We start from the raw sequence: 20,011 nt of genomic DNA, 5'->3' as shown, positions 1-20,011 counted from the left end.
GTGATCGCCCTCTCCCTCGCCGAGATCGCAGCAGTCGTCGGCGGGCAGACACACGACATACCGGATCCGTCCGCGCAGGTGACGGGACCGGTCGTCCGGGACTCCCGTGAGGTGGTGCCGGGCAGCCTGTTCGCCGCCTTCGTCGGCGAGCGCGTCGACGGCCACGACTACGCGACGGCGGTGACCGAGGCCGGCGCCGTGGCCGTGCTGGCGTCCCGGCCGGTCGGCGTCCCCGCCATCGTGGTGGACGACGTCCAGACCGCCCTCGGCGCCCTCGCCCGGCACGTCGTACACCGGCTCGGCACGACCCTCGTCGCCCTGACCGGCTCGGCCGGCAAGACCAGCACCAAGGACCTCATCGCCCAGGTGCTGAAGCGCAAGGCGCCGACGGTGTTCACGCCCGGCTCGCTCAACAACGAGATCGGGCTGCCGCTGACCGCCCTGTCCGCCACCGAGGAGACCAGGTTCCTCGTGCTGGAGATGGGCGCCCGCGGCATCGGGCACATCCGCTACCTCACCGGCCTCACCCCGCCGAAGGTCGGACTCGTCCTGAACGTCGGCACCGCGCACATCGGCGAGTTCGGCGGCCGCGAGCAGATCGCCCAGGCCAAGGGCGAGCTGGTGGAGGCGCTGCCCGCGGCCGAGGACGGCGGCGCGGCGATCCTCAACGCCGACGACCCGCTGGTCCGGGCCATGGCCTCCCGTACCAAGGCGAAGGTGGTCCTTTTCGGAGAGTCGGCCGAAGCGGACGTACGCGCCGAGAACGTACGACTCACGGACAGCGGACAGCCCGCCTTCAGACTTCACACACCCTCCGGTGCAAGCGATGTGACCATGCGCCTGTACGGTGAGCACCACGTGTCGAACGCGCTCGCCGCGGCCGCCGTCGCCCATGAGCTGGGCATGTCCGCAGCTGAGATCGCCACCGCGCTCTCCGAGGCGGGCACCCTCTCCCGCTGGCGCATGGAGGTCACCGAGCGCCCGGACGGCGTGACCATCGTCAACGACGCCTACAACGCCAACCCCGAGTCCATGCGGGCCGCCCTCAGGGCGCTCGCGGCCATGGGCAAGGGGCGCCGCACGTGGGCGGTGCTCGGCAAGATGGCCGAGCTGGGGGACGAGGCGCTCGCCGAGCACGACGCCGTCGGACGGCTCGCCGTCCGGCTCAACGTCAGCAAGCTCGTCGCCGTCGGGGGGATTGAGGCCTCCTGGCTGCAATTGGGCGCATATAACGAGGGTTCGTGGGGTGAGGAGTCGGTGCACGTGTCCGACGCACAGGCGGCGATCGACCTGTTGCGCAGCGAGCTGCGCCCGGGGGACGTCGTGCTCGTGAAGGCGTCCCGTTCGGTGGGGCTCGAAAGCGTCGCCCAGACGCTCGCCGAGGCCGGTGCCGAGGGTGAGGTTGCCGCCCGATGATGAAGCAGATCCTGTTCTCAGGAGTCATTGGCCTCTTCCTGACGCTGATCGGCACCCCGCTGCTGATCAAGCTCCTCGCCCGCAAGGGCTACGGCCAGTACATCCGTGACGACGGCCCGCGCGAGCACGCCAGCAAGCGCGGTACGCCGACCATGGGCGGTATCGCCTTCATCCTGGCGACGATCGCCGCGTACTTCCTGAGCAAGCTCATCACCGGTTACACGCCGACCTACTCCGGTCTGCTGGTCCTCGGCCTGATGTTCGGCATGGGCCTGGTCGGCTTCCTCGACGACTACATCAAGATCGTCAAGCGGCGGTCGCTCGGTCTGCGGGCCAAGGCGAAGATGGCCGGCCAGCTGATCGTCGGCATCGCCTTCGCCGTACTGTCGCTCCAGTTCTCCGACGCCCGCGGCAACACCCCGGCCTCCACGAAGCTGTCGTTCATCACCGACTTCGGCTGGTCGATCGGCCCGGTGCTGTTCGTGGTCTGGGCGCTGTTCATGATCCTCGCGATGTCGAACGGCGTGAACCTCACCGACGGCCTCGACGGCCTCGCCACCGGCGCCTCCGTCCTCGTCTTCGGCGCCTACACCTTCATCGGCGTCTGGCAGTTCCAGGAGTCCTGCGCCAACGCGGGCACCCTGACCAACCCGGGCGCCTGCTACGAGGTGCGCGACCCGCTGGACCTCGCGGTCGTCGCCTCCGCGCTGATGGGCGCCTGCCTCGGCTTCCTGTGGTGGAACACCTCGCCCGCCAAGATCTTCATGGGTGACACCGGTTCGCTGGCGCTCGGCGGTGTCCTCACCGGTCTGGCCATCCTCTCCCGCACGGAGCTGCTGGTGGCCATCATGGGCGGCCTGTTCGTCCTCATCACCATGTCGGTCGTCATCCAGGTCGGCTCCTTCCGGCTCACCGGAAAGCGCGTCTTCCGGATGGCACCGCTCCAGCACCACTTCGAACTCAAGGGCTGGTCCGAGGTCCTCGTGGTGGTCCGGTTCTGGATCATCCAGGGCATCTGTGTGATCGTCGGCCTCGGCCTCTTCTACGCGGGATGGGCAGCGGACAAGTGACCTCCACCTCGGAGCTCTTCGACTTCCAGGGCAAGCACGTCACCGTCGCCGGGCTCGGTGTCTCCGGCGTCCCGGCGGCGAAGACGCTGCACGCGCGCGGGGCCGTCGTCACGGTCGTCAACGACGGCGACGACGCCCGCGCGCGCGAGCAGGCCGCTGAGCTCCGGGCGCTCGGCATCACCGTGCGCCTGGGCGACGGGGCCACCCTGCCGGAGGGCACCGAGCTGATCGTCACCGCGCCCGGCTGGCAGCCCGACAAGCCGCTGTTCCGCGCGGCCGGCCAGGCCGGCGTGCCGGTCTGGGGCGATGTGGAGCTGGCCTGGCGCCTGCGCGGACCCGACGCGGCCCCCTGGCTGGCTGTGACGGGCACCAACGGCAAGACCACCACGGTCCAGATGCTCGCCTCGATCCTGAAGGCCGCGGGCCTGCGCACGGCCGCCGTCGGCAACATCGGCGTCTCCCTGCTGGACGCCGTCCTCGGCGAGGAGCAGTACGACGTGCTCGCCGTGGAGCTGTCCAGCTACCAGCTCCACTGGGCCCCCTCCCTGCGGGCGCACTCGGCCACCGTCCTCAACCTCGCGCCGGACCACCTGGACTGGCACGGCTCCATGGAGGCGTACGCGCGCGACAAGGGCCGCGTCTACGAGGGCAACAAGGTCGCCTGCGTCTACAACGTCGCGGACAAGGCCACCGAGGACCTGGTGCGCGAGGCCGACGTCGAAGAGGGCTGCCGAGCCGTCGGTTTCACCCTGGGCACGCCCGGCCCCTCCCAACTCGGGGTCGTGGAGGGCATCCTGGTCGACCGCGCCTTCGTCGAGAACCGGCAGAAGAACGCGCAGGAGCTGGCCGAGGTCTCCGACGTCAACCCGCCGGCCCCGCACAACATCGCCAACGCCCTTGCGGCGGCGGCCCTCGCGCGCGCCTTCGGGGTGCCGGCCAGTGCCGTACGGGACGGTCTGCGGGCCTTCCGCCCGGACGCCCACCGCATCGCCCACGTCGCCGACATCGACGGGGTCGCGTACGTGGACGACTCCAAGGCCACCAACACCCACGCCGCGGAAGCGTCGTTGGCGGCATATGATCCGATCGTATGGATTGCGGGCGGTCTGGCGAAGGGAGCGGCCTTCGACGAGCTGGTCGCCAAGTCGGCCGGGCGACTGCGCGGCGCGGTCCTGATCGGCGCCGATCGAGCCCTGATCCGCGAGGCCCTCGCGCGACACGCCCCGGAAGTACCCGTGGTCGACCTCGAACGGACCGACACTGGGGCGATGCTCCAGGCGGTGACCGAGGCGAAGCGGCTGGCTCAGCCCGGCGACACGGTGCTGCTGGCCCCGGCCTGCGCTTCCATGGACATGTTCACCAACTACAACCAGCGCGGTGACGCGTTCGCGGCGGCGGTCCGCGAACTCGACGCCTGACCCCGGCCGCCCGCCGGGCGGATCTTGGGAGGGACGCGTGGGACGGTCGACGTTCAGTGGAGGCGCCGATGCCCAGTAGCCGTACCGGTGGCAGGCCGCCCGTGCAGCGGGCGTCCCGCCGTCCCCCCGTCAGCCGTCCCCCGCGCGAGAACGCCGTCCAACGGCTCTATCTGCGGGCGCGGAAGGCCTGGGACCGGCCGCTGACCGCCTACTACCTGATCCTCGGCGGCAGCGTCCTGATCACCGTGCTGGGCCTGGTGATGGTCTACTCGGCCTCCCAGATCACCGCGCTGCAGCTGTCGCTGCCCGGGTCGTACTTCTTCCGCAAGCAGTTCCTCGCCGCGCTCATCGGCGGCGCACTGCTGTTCGTCGCCTCCCGCATGCCGGTGAAGCTGCACCGGGCGCTGGCCTACCCGATCCTGGCCGGAGCCGTCTTCCTGATGGCCCTGGTGCAGGTGCCGGGGATAGGGATGGCGGTCAACGGCAACCAGAACTGGATCTCCCTCGGCGGCTCCTTCCAGATCCAGCCCAGCGAGTTCGGCAAGCTCGCCCTGGTGCTGTGGGGGGCGGACCTGATCGCCCGCAAACAGGAGCGGAAGCTGCTGACCCAGTGGAAGCACATGCTGGTGCCGCTGGTCCCGGTCGCCTTCATGCTGCTCGGGCTGATCATGCTCGGCGGCGACATGGGCACCGCGATCATTCTCACAGCGATCCTGTTCGGCCTGCTGTGGCTCGCGGGGGCGCCGACTCGGTTGTTCGCCGGAGTGCTGTCGGTCGCCGGCCTGATCGGTGTGGTCCTGATCAAGACCAGCCCCAACCGGATGGCCCGGCTCGCCTGCATCGGAGCCACCGAGCCCAAGACGGGGGTCGCCGACTGCTGGCAGGCCGTGCACGGCATCTATGCCCTGGCCTCCGGCGGACTCTTCGGCTCCGGGCTGGGCGCGAGTGTGGAAAAATGGGGCCAACTCCCGGAAGCCCACACCGACTTCATCTTCGCCGTCACCGGTGAGGAACTGGGCCTCGCGGGGACGCTGTCGGTGCTCGCCCTGTTCGCGGCTCTAGGCTATGCGGGTATCCGCGTGGCCGGACGCACGGAGGACCCCTTCGTGAGGTATGCCGCGGGAGGTGTGACCACCTGGATCACCGCCCAGGCGGTGATCAACATCGGTGCGGTGCTCGGCCTGCTGCCGATCGCCGGCGTCCCTCTCCCGCTGTTCTCCTACGGAGGTTCCGCCCTGCTGCCGACCATGTTCGCCATCGGGTTGCTGATCGCCTTCGCACGCGACGAGCCCGCTGCGCGGGCGGCGCTTGCGACGCGGCAACCTCGCTTTGGTAGAAAGCGGGCAGGAGGTCCTGGTGCCGAGCGGGGGCCTCGGAGATGGAACACGATGCGACGGCGTGCCTCGGCGGCGCGTTCGTCCGGAGAGCGGTGAATTTCGGTGCATGTCGTACTCGCCGGTGGGGGGACCGCCGGCCACATCGAGCCCGCGCTCGCCCTCGCGGACGCCCTGCGCAGGCAGGACCCGACCGTGGGGATCACGGCCCTGGGCACGGAGCGCGGCCTGGAGACCCGGCTCGTCCCGGAGCGCGGCTATGAGCTGGCACTGATCCCGGCGGTGCCGCTGCCCCGCAAGCCCACACCCGAGCTGATCACCGTCCCGGGCCGGCTGCGCGGCACGATCAAGGCCGCGGAGCAGATCCTGGAGCGCACCAAGGCGGACTGCGTGGTCGGCTTCGGCGGCTACGTCGCCCTGCCCGCCTACCTGGCCGCCAAGCGCCTCGGGGTGCCGATCGTGATCCACGAGGCCAACGCCCGCCCCGGCCTTGCCAACAAGATCGGCTCGCGGTACGCGGCCCGGGTCGCCGTCTCCACCCCGGACAGCAAGCTGCGTGACGCCCGCTACATCGGCATCCCGCTGCGCCGCTCCATCGCCACGCTGGACCGCGCCGCCGCCCGCCCGGAGGGCCGCGCCCGCTTCGGCCTCGACCCGAACCTGCCCACGCTGCTGGTCTCCGGCGGCTCCCAGGGCGCCCGGCGGCTGAACGAGGTGGTCCAGCAGGTCGCCCCGTGGCTCCAGCAGGCCGGGATCCAGATCCTGCACGCGGTCGGCCCGAAGAACGAACTGCCGCAGGTGCACCAGATGCCGGGGATGCCGCCCTACATCCCGGTAAGTTACCTGGACCGGATGGACCTCGCGTACGCCGCGGCCGACATGATGCTCTGCCGCGCGGGCGCGATGACCGTCGCCGAACTCTCCGCCGTCGGGCTCCCGGCCGCCTACGTCCCGCTGCCCATCGGCAACGGCGAACAGCGGCTGAACGCCCAGCCGGTGGTCAAGGCCGGCGGCGGGCTCCTCGTCGACGACGCGGAACTGACGCCCGAGTGGGTGCAGCAGAACGTGCTGCCCGTGCTCGCCGACCCGCACCGGCTGTACGAGATGTCCCGCGCGGCAAGCGAGTTCGGCCGCCGGGACGCCGACGACCTCCTCGTCGGCATGGTGTACGAGGCGATCGCCTCGCGCCGTTAGGACCGTATGACGAAAGGGCGATGAGCGTGGCCGGACCGACGACCGCCGAGCGCGGTGAACGACAGCAGGAGTCGTCCGGCCCGCCGTCCGCCCGCAGGCTCGGGCGGCTCCGCCTTCGTACGATCGTCATCCTGGCCGTTCTCGTGCTGCTCCTCGGCGGCGGTTCCGTCTGGGCGTTGTACGGCTCCGCGTGGCTGCGGGTCCGGCACGTCTCGGTGTCGGGCACGCTGCTGCTGACCCCCGCGCAGGTCCGCGAGGCCGCGGCCGTGCCCGTCGGGAAGCCCATGATTTCCGTCGACACGGAGGCCATCGAAGCCCGACTCCGCCGGAAATTGCCCCGAATTGACACCGTAGATGTGGTTCGCTCCTGGCCGCAGGGAATCGGCCTGAAAGTGAGTGAGCGCACTCCGGTTCTGTTGGTCCGAAAGGGCGGGGACTTCGTCGAAGTCGATGACGAAGGTGTCCGGTTCGCCACGGTTCCGCAGGCGCCGAAAGGCGTCCCGACCCTGGAATTGGCCGCCTCGCGGAAGGATTCCGGCGCCGCGAGCCTCCGGCGTTTCGGCTCGGACCGGCTGGTGCGCGAGGCCGTCCGGGTCGCCGGCGACCTGCCCGCCGCCGTGGCGCAGACCACCCGGACCGTCCAAGTCCGCTCCTACGACGCCATCTCGCTGGAGTTGGGCGACGGGCGCACGGTGGCATGGGGCAGCGGCGAGAACGGCCGCGCCAAGGCACGAGCCCTCACGGCACTTATGAAAGCAGCTCCCGGGGCGCGGTACTTCGATGTCAGCGTTCCCACCGCCCCTGCGTCATCGGGGAGTTGACGCACATCAGCGCAGGCCAGCACCCTGGTTGGGCACCGCTATGGCTGATCACATAGGGTGAAAAGAAAAACGGGAGGTTCGGCGTGTTCGTTGAACGGGCGCCACTTGTCGACTTAGTGTCCTGTTCAGAAGACTCCAGGGAACAGACACACTGGTAACCCTAAACTTCAAGGTTAGGGTTCGGGTCGGCGCTACGGACCGTCCCATTCGGCATCTGTCGTCCCCGCGCGGGGCACCGCGCGGCGGCGACAACGTAATTCGAGGCGAGAGGCCTTCGACGTGGCAGCACCGCAGAACTACCTCGCAGTCATCAAGGTCATCGGTGTCGGCGGCGGTGGTGTCAATGCCATCAACCGGATGATCGAGGTCGGTCTCAAGGGCGTCGAGTTCATCGCCATCAACACCGACGCACAGGCGCTGTTGATGAGCGATGCCGACGTCAAGCTCGACGTCGGCCGCGAGCTCACCCGCGGACTCGGCGCCGGAGCCAACCCGGCCGTCGGCCGCAAGGCCGCCGAGGACCACCGCGAGGAGATCGAGGAGGTCCTCAAGGGGGCCGACATGGTCTTCGTGACGGCCGGCGAAGGCGGCGGCACCGGCACCGGCGGCGCCCCCGTCGTGGCCAACATCGCGCGTTCGCTCGGCGCCCTCACCATCGGCGTGGTCACCCGGCCGTTCACCTTCGAGGGGCGGCGCCGGGCCAACCAGGCCGAGGACGGCATCGCCGAGCTGCGCGAAGAGGTCGACACCCTCATCGTCATCCCGAACGACCGGCTGCTGTCCATCTCGGACCGCCAGGTCTCGGTCCTGGACGCCTTCAAGTCCGCCGACCAGGTCCTGCTCTCCGGTGTTCAGGGCATCACCGACCTCATCACCACCCCCGGTCTGATCAACCTCGACTTCGCCGACGTCAAGTCGGTCATGTCCGAGGCCGGTTCGGCCCTGATGGGCATCGGCTCGGCCCGCGGCGACGACCGTGCGGTGGCCGCGGCCGAGATGGCGATCTCCTCGCCCCTGCTGGAGGCGTCCATCGACGGCGCCCGGGGTGTGCTGCTCTCCATCTCCGGCGGCTCCGACCTCGGTCTGTTCGAGATCAACGAGGCGGCCCAGCTGGTCAGCGAGGCCGCCCACCCCGAGGCCAACATCATCTTCGGCGCGGTCATCGACGACGCCCTCGGCGACGAGGTCCGGGTCACCGTGATCGCGGCCGGCTTCGACGGCGGACAGCCGCCGGCCCGCCGGGACAACGTCCTCGGTTCGGCCTCCACCGCGGGCCCCGCCCGCCGCGAGGAGCCCGCCCCGGCCCGGTCCGGCGAGCCCAGCCGGCCCAGCTTCGGCTCCCTCGGCAGCGTCAAGCCGAAGGAGGAGCCGGAGCCGGTGCCCGAGCCGGTGGCCGACATCCCGGTCACCCCGCCGGTGACCCCGTCGCCCCGGACCTACGCGGACAGTGCGGCCGAGGAACTGGACGTTCCGGACTTCCTCAAGTGATAGGACAGCGCGAGAGCGTGAGCGGCGCGCACTTCGCCTTCACCGATCGGTGGGGCGGGGTGAGCGCCGCTCCGTATGAGGAGCTGAACCTCGGCGGCGCCGTCGGCGACGCGCCCGAGGCGGTGCACGGCAACCGCAAGCTGGCGGCCGAGTCGCTCGGCCTCGACCCGGGCCTGGTCGTCTGGATGAACCAGGTGCACGGCGCCGAGGTCGCCGTGGTCGACGAAGCGTGGGGCGACCGGCCGGTGCCGGAGGTCGACGCGATCGCCACCACCCGGCGCGGACTCGCCCTGGCCGTCCTGACCGCCGACTGCGTGCCGGTGCTGCTGGCCGACCCCGTCGCCGGGGTGGCCGCCGCGGCCCACGCGGGCCGGCCCGGCATGGTCGGGGGGGTCGTCCCCGCGGCCGTACGGGCCATGATCGAACTCGGCGCCGCACCGGAGCGGATCGTCGCCCGCACCGGACCGGCCGTCTGCGGCCGGTGCTACGAGGTGCCGCAGGAGATGCGCGCCGAGGTGGCGGCCGTCGAGCCGGCGGCGCACGCTGAGACGAGCTGGGGCACGCCGGCGGTCGACGTGAGCGCCGGCGTGCACGCGCAGCTCGACCGGCTCGGGGTGCGCGACCGGGCGCAGTCGCCGGTGTGCACGCTGGAGTCGGCCGATCACTTCTCGTACCGCCGCGACCGCACCACCGGGCGGCTCGCGGGCTATGTCTGGCTGGACTGATAGGGCATGACGGACCGTAAGACCGAACTCGCCGCAAATCTGGCGAAGGTGGAGGAGCGCATCACCGCCGCGTGCGTGGCGGCCGGGCGCAAGCGGGAAGAGGTGACCCTGATCGTGGTCACCAAGACCTACCCGGCGAGCGATGTGCGGATCCTGTCGGAACTCGGCGTGCGGCACGTCGCCGAGAACCGGGACCAGGACGCGGCCCCCAAGGCGGCGGCTTGTGCGGATCTGCCCCTCAAGTGGCACTTTGTCGGCCAGTTGCAGACCAACAAGGTGCGTTCCGTGGTCGGTTACGCCGATGTCGTGCAGTCGATCGACCGCTCCCGGCTCGTCACCGCCCTCTCCAAGGAGGCGGTGCGCGCCGAACGCGAGCTGGGCTGCCTGATCCAGGTCGCACTGGACGCCGGTGAGAGCGAGCGGGGGGAGCGCGGTGGCGTCGCCCCGGGCGGCATCGCCGAGTTGGCCGGCCTCGTCGCGCGCTCGCCCGGGCTTCGGCTGGACGGACTGATGACCGTCGCGCCGCTCACCGGGGAATACGCGGGGCGTGAACAGGCGGCGTTCGGGCGCCTCATGGATTTGTCGACTGACCTGCGCCGAGCCCATCCGACTGCAACCATGGTGTCGGCAGGGATGAGTGCGGACCTCGAACAGGCCGTGGCAGCCGGGGCGACACATGTGCGCGTCGGCACTGCGGTACTCGGAGTCCGCCCCAGGCTCGGGTAACGTCGCCAGGAAGTCGGACCACAGCAGAAAATATGGTCAATGCCCGTCGAAGTGGGCACACGACCACGTGGATCGCGGGCACTTGGCAGTCGTCAGCCGATCCACCACAGAGCGGAGGACTCAGAGCATGGCCGGCGCGATGCGCAAGATGGCGGTCTACCTCGGCCTCGTGGAGGACGATGGGTACGACGGCCGCGGATTCGACCCCGACGACGATTTCGAGCCCGAACTCGACCCGGAGCCCGAGCGGGACCACCGACGGCATGAATCGTCACATCAGCCGCACAGCGCGCATCAGTCCCAAAGGGACGAAGAGGTGCGAATCGTGCAACCGCCCACGCCTCGCGAACCGGTGGCCCGTTCGGCTTCGCTCGCCGCGGAATCCGGACGCCCGGCGCGCATCGCGCCCGTGGCATCCATCACACAAGAACGCCAGTCCCTGGAGAAGAACGCGCCGGTGATCATGCCCAAGGTCGTGTCGGAACGAGAGCCGTACCGGATCACCACACTTCACCCCCGGACCTACAACGAGGCCCGTACCATCGGGGAACACTTCCGCGAGGGCACTCCGGTGATCATGAATCTGACTGAGATGGATGACACAGATGCGAAGCGACTTGTCGACTTTGCGGCCGGTTTGGTGTTTGGTCTTCACGGCAGTATCGAGCGGGTGACGCAGAAGGTGTTCCTGTTGTCTCCTGCTAACGTCGATGTCACGGCGGAGGACAAGGCCCGCATCGCAGAGGGCGGGTTCTTCAACCAGAGCTGAGACGTACGACCGGATCGACGCACGGAAGAACATGGGACAGGGGAGAGGGAACCACAAGCCATGAGCGTGTTCGCGCAGGTGATCTACATCGCGCTGATGGTGTTCCTCGTCGTGCTCATTTTCCGGCTCGTCATGGACTACGTCTTCCAGTTCGCCCGCTCATGGCAACCCGGCAAGGCGATGGTGGTCGTACTGGAGGCCACCTACACTGTCACCGATCCACCGCTGAAGCTTCTGCGGCGGTTCATCCCGCCGCTGCGTCTCGGGGGCGTGGCGCTCGACCTGTCCTTCTTCGTACTGATGATCATCGTCTACATTCTCATCTCCATTGCGCGGAACTTCGTGAGATGAAAGTGGACGATACGGTCTTGCCGACTGCCGATGACTACGTTGAGGTGAAGAGATGCCGTTGACCCCCGAGGACGTGCGGAACAAGCAGTTCACGACCGTCCGCCTCCGAGAAGGCTATGACGAGGACGAGGTCGATGCCTTCCTCGATGAGGTCGAAGCCGAACTGACCCGTCTGCTCCGCGAGAACGAGGACCTGCGCGCGAAGCTGGCCGCGGCGACACGAGCCGCTGCCCAGAACCAGCAGAACATGCGCAAGCCTCCGGAACAGGACCAGCAGCAGGGCATGCCGCAGCAGGGAATGCCTCAGCAGGGCATGCCGCAGCAGGGGATGCCGCAGCAGGGGATGCCGCAGCAGGGCATGCGAGGTCCCGGCGCTCCGGTGCCCGCCGGCATATCGGGCCCGCCGCAGCAGCAGATGGGTGGCCCCATGGGTGGCCCGCCCCAGCTGCCGAGCGGTGCCCCGCAGCTGCCCGCCGGTCCCGGTGGTCAGGGCGGCCCGCAGGGTCCCGGTCCGATGGGCCAGGGTCCGATGGGTCAGGGCCCGATGGGTGGTCAGCCGCCCATGCAGCAGCAGATGGGTGGTCCGATGGGCGGCCCCATGGGCGGTCCGATGGGCGGCCCCGGTCAGGGCCCCGGTGGCGACAGCGCCGCCCGAGTCCTCTCGCTGGCCCAGCAGACCGCCGACCAGGCGATCGCCGAGGCCCGTTCCGAGGCCAACAAGATCGTCGGTGAGGCCCGCAGCCGCGCCGAGGGTCTGGAGCGCGACGCCCGAGCCAAGGCCGACGCCCTGGAGCGGGACGCGCAGGAGAAGCACCGTGTCGCCATGGGCTCCCTGGAGTCCGCGCGCGCCACGCTGGAGCGCAAGGTCGAGGACCTGCGCGGCTTCGAGCGCGAGTACCGCACGCGGCTGAAGTCGTACCTGGAGTCGCAGCTGCGTCAGCTGGAGACCCAGGCCGACGACTCGCTGGCCCCGCCGCGCACTCCGGCCACCGCTTCGCTGCCGCCGTCCCCGGCGCCCTCCATGGCACCGGCCGGCGCGAGCGCCCCGTCCTACGGCGGCAACCAGACGATGGGCGGCTCGCCCGCTCCGTCCGGCCCGTCCTACGGCGGTCAGCAGCAGATGACCCCCGCGATGACCCAGCCCATGGCTCCGGTCCGTCCGCAGGGTCCGTCCCCGATGGGCCAGGCTCCCTCGCCGATGCGTGGGTTCCTGATCGACGAGGACGACAACTGAGCACCAGGCACAGTGAGTAGTACGCCATAGGCGTCGGCAGCGTTCAGGGCGTGGCCCCGGGTTTCGATCCGGGGCCGCGCCCTTTTTACGCGGGTTGCGCGCGGTGGTTCAGGGGGCGCGGAGTGTTCCTGCGGGGGCATCCTCGCGCGGGGCGCGGGGCGCGGGGCGCGGGGCCGTTCGTCGCGCGATGCCACGGCGCCATTCGTCGCGCGGGACATGCGCGGACATGGGGGCATGCGCTGTGCGGCTCCGCCGCGCGGGTGTGCGCGGACCGCGGTCCCGCGCACGCGCACGCGGGGGGAGGGGCGGCCCGCCCCGGCGCGGCCGGTCGCTTTCCGGGACGCCGAAGGCCCGGCCCCCGCAGCGGGGGCCGGGCCTTCGACTGTGCTGCGGCTACGCCTTGCGCAGGCGGAACGTGAGCGACAGACCCTCGTCCGTGAACGGCTCGCCGAAGGTGTCATCCGCCTCGCCCTGGGCGAAGTCGGTGGCGAGGACCTCGTCGGCGATCAGTCCGGCGTGCTCGGAGAGGCCCGCGATGACCGCCGGGTCCGTGGACGTCCAGCGCAGGGCGATCCGGTCGGCGACGTCCAGGCCGCTGTTCTTGCGGGACTCCTGGATCAGCCGGATCGCGTCACGGGCCAGGCCCGCCTGCCGCAGCTCCTCGGTGATCTCCAGGTCCAGCGCCACCGTGGCACCGGAGTCGGAGGCCACCGACCAGCCCTCGCGCGGCGTCTCCGTGATGATCACCTCGTCCGGGGCGAGGGCGACCGTCTCACCGTCGACCTCGACGGAGGCCGTGCCCTGGCGCAGGGCGAGCGAGAGGGCGGCCGCGTCGGCGCCCGCGACGGCCTTCGCCACTTCCTGGACCCGCTTGCCGAACCGCTTGCCGAGCGCCCGGAAGTTGGCCTTGGCGGTGGTGTCGACGAGGCTGCCGCCGACCTCGCTGAGCGAGGCCAGCCCCTCGACGTTCAGCTCCTCGGTGATCTGCGCGTGCAGCTCCGGGTCGAGGTTCTCGAAACCGGTGGCCGCGATCAGCGCACGGGACAGCGGCTGACGGGTCTTGACGCCCGACTCCGCGCGCGTGGCGCGGCCCAGCTCCACCAGCCGGCGGACCAGGACCATCTGCCGGGACAGCTCCGGGTCGATCGCCGACAGGTCCGCCTCCGGCCAGCCGGCCAGGTGCACGGACTCCGGGGCGCCCGGGGTGACCGGAACGACCAGGTCCTGCCACACCCGCTCGGCGATGAACGGGGTGATCGGGGCCATCAGCTTGGTGACCGTCTCCAGCACCTCGTGCAGGGTGCGCAGCGCGGCCTTGTCGCCCTGCCAGAAGCGGCGGCGCGAGCGGCGGACGTACCAGTTCGACAGGTCGTCGACGAACGCGGAGAGCAGCTTGCCTGCGCGCTGGGTGTCGTACGCCTCCAGCGCCTGGGTCACCTGGTCGGTCAGCGCGTGCAGCTCGGACAGCAGCCAGCGGTCCAGCACCGGGCGCTCGGCCGGGGCCGGGTCGGCGGCGGACGGCGCCCAGTTCGACGTACGGGCGTACAGCGCCTGGAAGGCGACCGTGTTCCAGTAGGTGAGGAGCGTCTTGCGGACGACCTCCTGGATGGTGCCGTGGCCGACCCGGCGGGCCGCCCACGGGGAACCGCCGGCCGCCATGAACCAGCGCACCGCGTCGGCGCCGTGCCGGTCCATCAGCGGGATCGGGTCCAGGGTGTTGCCCAGGTGCTTGGACATCTTGCGGCCGTCCTCGGCGAGGATGTGCCCCAGGCAGACGACGTTCTCGTACGACGACTTGTCGAAGACGAGGGTGCCGACCGCCATGAGGGTGTAGAACCACCCTCGCGTCTGGTCGATCGCCTCGGAGATGAACTGCGCCGGGTACCGGCTCTCGAACAGCTCCTTGTTCTTGTGGGGGTAGCCCCACTGCGCGAACGGCATCGAGCCCGAGTCGTACCAGGCGTCGATGACCTCCGGCACGCGCGTGGCCGTCTTGCCGCAGCCGTCGTGACGGCAGGCGAAGGTGACCGCGTCGATGTACGGGCGGTGCGGGTCGAGGCCCGACTGGTCCGTGCCGGTCAGCTCGGTCAGCTCCGCGCGGGAGCCGGCGACGGTGAGGTGGTCGTCCTCGCAGCGCCAGATCGGCAGGGGGGTGCCCCAGTAGCGGTTGCGGGACAGCGCCCAGTCGATGTTGTTGCTCAGCCAGTCACCGAAGCGGCCGTGCTTGACCGTCTCCGGGAACCAGTTGGTCTTCTCGTTCTCCTGGATCAGGCGGTCCTTGACCGCCGTCGTGCGAATGTACCAGGAGGGCTGCGCGTAGTAGAGCAGCGCGGTGTGGCAGCGCCAGCAGTGCGGGTAGCTGTGTTCGTACGGCAGGTGCTTGAAGAGGAGGCCGCGCTGCTTCAGGTCCTCGGTGAGCTTTTCGTCCGCCTTCTTGAAGAAGACGCCGCCGACCAGCGGGACGTCCTCCTCGAAGGTGCCGTCCGGGCGGACCGGGTTGACCACGGGCAGGCCGTAGGAGCGGCAGACCTTGAGGTCGTCCTCACCGAAGGCCGGGGACTGGTGGACCAGACCCGTACCGTCCTCGGTGGTCACGTAGTCGGCGTTGACCACGTAGTGGGCCGGCTCCGGGAACTCCACCAGCTCGAACGGACGTTGATAGGTCCAGCGCTCCATCTCGGCGCCGGTGAAGGTCTGGCCCGTGGTCTCCCAGCCCTCGCCGAGCGCCTTGGCGACGAGCGGCTCGGCGACGACGACCTTCTCCTCGCCGTCGGTGGCGACGACGTAGGTGACGTCGGGGTGCGCGGCGACCGCCGTGTTGGACACCAGGGTCCAGGGGGTCGTCGTCCACACCAGGAGCGCGGCCTCGCCGGCGAGCGGACCGGAGGTGAGCGGGAAACGGACGTACACGGACGGGTCGACGACCGTCTCGTAGCCCTGCGCCAGCTCGTGGTCGGACAGGCCGGTGCCGCAGCGCGGGCACCAGGGGGCGACGCGGTGGTCCTGGACCAGCAGGCCCTTGCCGAAGATCTCCTTCAGCGACCACCAGACGGACTCCACGTACTCGGGGTCCATGGTCCGGTAGGCGTCGTCCAGGTCGACCCAGTAGCCCATGCGGGTCGTCAGCTCGGCGAACGCGTCGGTGTGCCGGGTCACGGACTCGCGGCACTTGGCGTTGAACTCGGCGATGCCGTACGCCTCGATGTCCTGCTTGCCGGAGAAGCCGAGCTCCTTCTCGACGGCCAGCTCGACGGGCAGGCCGTGGCAGTCCCAGCCGGCCTTGCGGCCCACGTGGTAGCCGCGCATCGTGCGGAAGCGGGGGAAGACGTCCTTGAAGACGCGCGCCTCGATGTGATGCGCGCCCGGCATGCCGTTGGCGGTGGGCGGGCCCTCGTAGAACACCCACTCCGGGCGGCCCTCGGACTGCTCCAGGCTCTTCGCGAAGATCTTCTGCTCGCGCCAGAAGTCGAGCACGGCGTGCTCAAGGGCGGGCAGGTCGACCTGTGCGGGCACCTGGCGGTACGTCGGCGCTGTCATCTGCGAGCATCCTCCAACGGACTTGCTGCCTTCCGTCGGAGGGACGAGAGCCTTCGTTCCTGTCTACGCCGTGTGCGGCGCGCTCCCGCGGTACCACCCTCCTTGGCCCGCCGCCGCGCCGTACACGTCGGTGAGCCCCCTCATTGGGGTCGCGATGCCGGTTCTACTCGCCCCGGCCTCGCGGCTGCGGCTTTCCTCCGGCGGCTCCGGGGTGATCTTCACGTCGCGCCGGCCCCCGGGCTCACACCGTCCCCGGGTCGCTCTGGGCTGCCTACGCCGCTACTCGTCCCCATCCACGCTTCTCGCTGCGCCCAGTGTACGGCGCCGCGCGGACAGCGGCGGACCGGTTTTCCCCGGCGCGCGGGCGGATCTCGCGTGACCTGCTCTTATGACCCGAATGGCGAGGGTGCGGGCGCGCTGGTTCGGGCCGGCGGGGCCCGGCGGATTACCCGGCGGGGAGCTGGGCACAACGGATGCAGGCCCGTGGCGCGGGGGGTGCGGGCGGGCGAATCGGGCGGTGTGCCCCGTTGCCGCGGGACTCAAGTCGATTTATCGTCCCAGCACGATTCGCGAGCAAGATCACAATATGTGAAGGGGTCGCGGCCATGGTGGCGAAGAAGACCGCCGTACAGCAGCCGGCGACCGGGAAATCCGGCGCGAGGCCTGCCACCAAGAAGACGGCCCCGGGCAAGACGGCCGCCATGAATGCGACGTCGACGAAGACGGCCGCCGAGAAGGCGACGGCCGAGGCGACGGCTGAGAAGGCTGTCGACGCGACGGCCGACGAGACGGCTGGGCAGGCGACCGGCGGCAGGACGCCCGCCGAGGAGTCGCGTGCCGTGAAGCCGGACGGCAAGGAGGCCGCGCACGGGGACGCGGCGCACAAGGGCGCGGCGCACAAGGACGCGGCCCACAAGGACGTAGCGGCCAAGAAGGCCGCCGCCAAGAAGGCCCCTGCGAAGAAGGCCGCCGCGGAGAAGGCCGCTGCCGGGAAGCCGGCGGCTGGCGAGGAGGAGGCCGGCAAGGAGGAGGCCGGCAGGAAGCCGGCCGCGAGGGCGGTGGCCGCGAAGAAGACGGCCGCAGACAAGATCGTCGCCGAGAAGACCGTCACCGGGAAGGCCGAGGGCAAGGGCAGGAAGGCCGCGGGCGAGAAAGCGGCGGCCGGGAAGAGCACGGCCAAGAAAGCGGGCGCGGCGCGGGCCGCCAAGCAGACGGGAGCCACGACCGTGGTTGCGAAGAAGACTCCTGGCACGGCCACGACGGACCAGACCGCCGTTCCGAAGGCGCGGATCGCGGCGGCCGAGCCCGCCGAGCTGGCGGTACGCCCCGGTGAGGACCCCTGGACCCCTGAGGAGGTCGCCGAGGCCCGCGCCGAGCTGGAGTCCGAGATGACGCGGCTGCGGGAGGAGATCAGCTCCTCCGAGGCGTCCATCGTCGGCCTGATGCGGGACTCCGGGGACGGCGCCGGCGACGACCAGGCCGACACCGGCACCAAGAACATCACGCGCGAGCACGAGATGGCGCTGGCCGCCAACGCGCGCGAGATGCTGATCCAGACCGAGCGCGCCCTGGACCGACTGGACTCGGGCACCTACGGCCTGTGCGAGAACTGCGGCAATCCCATCGGCAAGGCCCGGATGCAGGCCTTCCCGAGGGCCACGCTGTGCGTGGAGTGCAAGCAGAAGCAGGAACGCCGCTCCTGAGCATGGGGGGCTCGCGAGGTGTGCCGTAGTCTCGTCCTCAGTCAGGCACCTAGGTTGAGGGACTCACGTGGCAGAGGCGGAGCGCATCATCGGTACGCCGGACACCCCGGACGACGGCGGCGAACGGACGGCGGCGGCCGGCGCACCCGCCGGCTCCGCCGCGACCGGGGAGGCCGGCACGGACGAGCGGCAGACCCCGGCCGCCCAGCGGACCGGCCGCGGGCGCCGGATCGCCGTGCTGTTCGCGGTGGCCGCGTTCGCGTACGCCCTCGACCTGATCAGCAAGATGCTCGTCGTCTCGCGGCTGGAGGGCCGCGCGCCGATCCGGGTCCTCGGGGACCTGCTGGAACTGCACGCGATCCGCAACCCCGGTGCCGCCTTCGGGTTCGGCGCGGCCTTCACGGTGATCTTCACGCTGATCGCCGCTGCCGTGATCGTGGTGATCATCCGGCTGGCCCGCAAGCTGTACAGCTTCCCCTGGGCGGTCGCGCTCGGCCTGCTGCTCGGCGGTGCGCTCGGCAACCTCACCGACCGGATCTTCCGGGCGCCGGGCGTCTTCGAGGGCGAGGTGGTGGACTTCATCGCGCCCCAGGGCTTCGCGGTCTTCAACCTCGCCGATTCGGCGATCGTGTGCGGCGGCATCCTGATCGTGCTGCTGTCCTTCCGCGGCCTCGACCCCGACGGCACGGTCCACAAGGACTGAGCGCGAAGCGCGGGAGTTGTCCACAGGCCCGTTCGGCGGCCGTGGCCCCGTCCGGCATACTCGACGGGTGAGCACGATTCCCGAGATCCGCACCCTGCCCGTGCCCGACGGCCTGGAGGGCGAGCGCGTCGACGCCGCCATCTCCCGAATGTTCGGCTTCTCCCGCACGAAGGCGGCGGAGCTTGCCGCCGCCGGCAAGGTCCAGGTCGACGGCGCGGTGGTCGGCAAGTCCGAGCGGGTGCGCGGCGGCGCCTGGCTGGAGGTCGAGATGCCGCAGGCGCCCGCGCCGGTGCAGGTGGTCGCCGAGCCGGTCGAGGGCATGGAGATCGTGCACGACGACGATGACGTGGTCGTGATCGTCAAGCCGGTCGGTGTGGCCGCGCACCCGTCGCCGGGCTGGTCGGGACCGACCGTGATCGGCGGCCTCGCCGCCGCCGGATACCGGATCTCCACGTCCGGTGCCGCCGAGCGCCAGGGCATCGTGCACCGTCTGGACGTCGGCACCTCGGGCCTGATGGCGGTCGCCAAGTCGGAGTACGCGTACACGTCGCTCAAGCGCCAGTTCAAGGAGCGCACGGTCGACAAGCGCTACCACACCCTGGTCCAGGGCCACCCCGACCCGACCAGCGGCACCATCGACGCCCCGATCGGCCGCCACCCGAACCACGACTACAAGTGGGCGGTCACGGCCGAGGGCAAGCCCTCCGTGACCCACTACGACCTCATCGAGGCCTTCCGCTCCGCCTCCCTGCTCGACGTGAAGCTGGAGACCGGCCGCACCCACCAGATCCGCGTCCACATGTCGGCGCACCGCCACCCGTGCGTCGGCGACCTCACCTACGGCGCCGACCCGACCCTGGCCAAGCGGCTGCACCTGACCCGCCAGTGGCTGCACGCCGTGCGCCTCGGCTTCGAGCACCCCGGCGACGGCTCCTGGGTGGAGTTCGCGAGCGAGTACCCCGCGGACCTCCAGAACGCCCTCGACCAGGTCCGTGAGGAGACGTGGGGATGAGCCCGCCCTGCACCGTCCGGGTCGCGGAGGACCCCGCCGACCGCGAGGCCTGCTTCGCGGTCCGCAAGGAGGTCTTCGTCCTGGAGCAGGGCGTCGACGAGGACATCGAGTACGACGCCTACGACGCCGTGGCCGTGCACGTGCTGGCGCTCCGCGAGGACGGGCTGCCGCTGGGCACCGGGCGGCTGCTGCACGGCGAGGCGGCGGCCGCGAAGACCGGCGGCGACCCGGCGGTCGGTTCGCTGGGCCGGCTCGCCGTCTCCGAGGCGGCACGCGGGCTCGGCGTCGGCGCCGCCCTGGTGCGCGCCATCGAGGACGCGGCCCGCGCCCGCGGCCTGACCGCCGTGGACCTGCACGCGCAGACCCAGGCCCTCGGTTTCTACGAGCGGCTCGGCTACACGGCGTACGGACCGGAGTTCCCGGACGCCGGCATCCCGCACCGGGCGATGCGCCGGGCCCTGTAGGGGCCGGCGGCCACGGATGTGAGCAGGGCGCCGTTCAGGAGTTCCG

17 protein-coding genes are annotated in these 20,011 nt (G+C 70.7%); 16 read left to right on the top strand and 1 reads right to left on the bottom strand.

From position 1 onward, the window contains the following. The 12 genes from murF to ACF073_RS30715 all read left to right on the top strand — a co-directional run bounded on the left by murF (position 1) and on the right by ACF073_RS30715 (position 12,546). Positions 1 to 1,416, top strand: coding sequence for a UDP-N-acetylmuramoyl-tripeptide--D-alanyl-D-alanine ligase (gene murF, locus ACF073_RS30770; protein WP_392074682.1), 1,416 nt, complete (start codon positions 1 to 3; stop codon positions 1,414 to 1,416). Continuing rightward, positions 1,416 to 2,486: a phospho-N-acetylmuramoyl-pentapeptide-transferase gene (gene mraY, locus ACF073_RS30765; RefSeq protein WP_392074759.1), complete on the top strand. Its 1,071-nt coding sequence runs from the start codon at positions 1,416 to 1,418 to the stop codon at positions 2,484 to 2,486. Before murF ends, mraY begins: the two co-directional genes overlap by 1 nt. After that, positions 2,468 to 3,904, top strand: a complete 1,437-nt coding sequence (gene murD, locus ACF073_RS30760) for a UDP-N-acetylmuramoyl-L-alanine--D-glutamate ligase (RefSeq protein WP_392074681.1) — start codon at positions 2,468 to 2,470, stop codon at positions 3,902 to 3,904. Before mraY ends, murD begins: the two co-directional genes overlap by 19 nt. Positions 3,905 to 3,972: 68 nt before the next feature. Beyond that, on the top strand, positions 3,973 to 5,337 hold the full coding sequence (gene ftsW, locus ACF073_RS30755; RefSeq protein ID WP_392074680.1) for a putative lipid II flippase FtsW: 1,365 nt from the start codon (positions 3,973 to 3,975) through the stop codon (positions 5,335 to 5,337). A 6-nt stretch (positions 5,338 to 5,343) separates the two neighbouring features. Next, complete coding sequence (murG, locus tag ACF073_RS30750) at positions 5,344 to 6,432, top strand: undecaprenyldiphospho-muramoylpentapeptide beta-N-acetylglucosaminyltransferase (RefSeq protein ID WP_392074679.1); 1,089 nt, start codon at positions 5,344 to 5,346, stop codon at positions 6,430 to 6,432. 26 nt (positions 6,433 to 6,458) lie between these two features. Continuing rightward, positions 6,459 to 7,253, top strand: a complete 795-nt coding sequence (locus tag ACF073_RS30745; RefSeq protein ID WP_392074758.1) for a cell division protein FtsQ/DivIB — start codon at positions 6,459 to 6,461, stop codon at positions 7,251 to 7,253. 279 nt (positions 7,254 to 7,532) lie between these two features. Next, positions 7,533 to 8,741 (top strand): cell division protein FtsZ, encoded by a 1,209-nt coding sequence (ftsZ, locus tag ACF073_RS30740; protein ID WP_392074678.1) that lies wholly within the window; start codon positions 7,533 to 7,535, stop codon positions 8,739 to 8,741. Then, positions 8,738 to 9,466, top strand: coding sequence for a peptidoglycan editing factor PgeF (pgeF, locus tag ACF073_RS30735; protein WP_392074677.1), 729 nt, complete (start codon positions 8,738 to 8,740; stop codon positions 9,464 to 9,466). The genes ftsZ and pgeF overlap by 4 nt, the downstream gene beginning before the upstream one ends. Before the next feature lie 6 nt (positions 9,467 to 9,472). Next, the gene (locus ACF073_RS30730; protein ID WP_392074676.1) at positions 9,473 to 10,192 is read left to right on the top strand and encodes a YggS family pyridoxal phosphate-dependent enzyme; all 720 of its coding nucleotides are present in this window, start codon (positions 9,473 to 9,475) and stop codon (positions 10,190 to 10,192) included. Positions 10,193 to 10,319: 127 nt separating this feature from the next. Then, the gene (locus ACF073_RS30725) at positions 10,320 to 10,961 is read left to right on the top strand and encodes a cell division protein SepF (protein WP_392074675.1); all 642 of its coding nucleotides are present in this window, start codon (positions 10,320 to 10,322) and stop codon (positions 10,959 to 10,961) included. A gap of 60 nt (positions 10,962 to 11,021) precedes the next feature. Further along, complete coding sequence (locus tag ACF073_RS30720; protein ID WP_356116485.1) at positions 11,022 to 11,312, top strand: YggT family protein; 291 nt, start codon at positions 11,022 to 11,024, stop codon at positions 11,310 to 11,312. A gap of 52 nt (positions 11,313 to 11,364) precedes the next feature. Beyond that, complete coding sequence (locus ACF073_RS30715; protein ID WP_392074674.1) at positions 11,365 to 12,546, top strand: DivIVA domain-containing protein; 1,182 nt, start codon at positions 11,365 to 11,367, stop codon at positions 12,544 to 12,546. A 393-nt stretch (positions 12,547 to 12,939) separates the two neighbouring features. Here the strand turns inward: ACF073_RS30715 and ileS are convergent, their stop codons facing one another. Next, a complete protein-coding gene (ileS, locus tag ACF073_RS30710) occupies positions 12,940 to 16,083 on the bottom strand; it encodes an isoleucine--tRNA ligase (RefSeq protein ID WP_392074673.1) in 3,144 nt (1,047 codons plus the stop codon). A gap of 605 nt (positions 16,084 to 16,688) precedes the next feature. On the opposite strand from ileS, the gene ACF073_RS30705 reads away from it, so the two are divergent. From ACF073_RS30705 to ACF073_RS30690, 4 genes are all read left to right on the top strand, one after another. Further along, positions 16,689 to 17,786 (top strand): TraR/DksA family transcriptional regulator, encoded by a 1,098-nt coding sequence (locus ACF073_RS30705; RefSeq protein WP_392074672.1) that lies wholly within the window; start codon positions 16,689 to 16,691, stop codon positions 17,784 to 17,786. Between the two features lie 67 nt (positions 17,787 to 17,853). Beyond that, positions 17,854 to 18,489 carry a signal peptidase II gene (lspA, locus tag ACF073_RS30700; protein WP_392074671.1) on the top strand — a complete coding sequence of 212 codons (636 nt, stop codon included), beginning with the start codon at positions 17,854 to 17,856 and terminating at the stop codon, positions 18,487 to 18,489. Between the two features lie 67 nt (positions 18,490 to 18,556). Continuing rightward, positions 18,557 to 19,501: an RluA family pseudouridine synthase gene (locus ACF073_RS30695; RefSeq protein WP_392074670.1), complete on the top strand. Its 945-nt coding sequence runs from the start codon at positions 18,557 to 18,559 to the stop codon at positions 19,499 to 19,501. Next, positions 19,498 to 19,965 carry a GNAT family N-acetyltransferase gene (locus tag ACF073_RS30690; protein ID WP_392074669.1) on the top strand — a complete coding sequence of 156 codons (468 nt, stop codon included), beginning with the start codon at positions 19,498 to 19,500 and terminating at the stop codon, positions 19,963 to 19,965. The genes ACF073_RS30695 and ACF073_RS30690 overlap by 4 nt, the downstream gene beginning before the upstream one ends. The last annotated feature ends 46 nt before the right edge of the window (positions 19,966 to 20,011 follow it).

Origin of the sequence: Streptomyces sp. NPDC015171, assembly GCF_043079545.1 — a bacterium.
In the GTDB taxonomy this organism is placed as follows: Bacteria; Actinomycetota; Actinomycetes; order Streptomycetales; family Streptomycetaceae; genus Streptomyces.
Note: the sequence above shows the minus strand (reverse complement) of the source record. Positions and strands in the feature narration are given on the sequence as shown.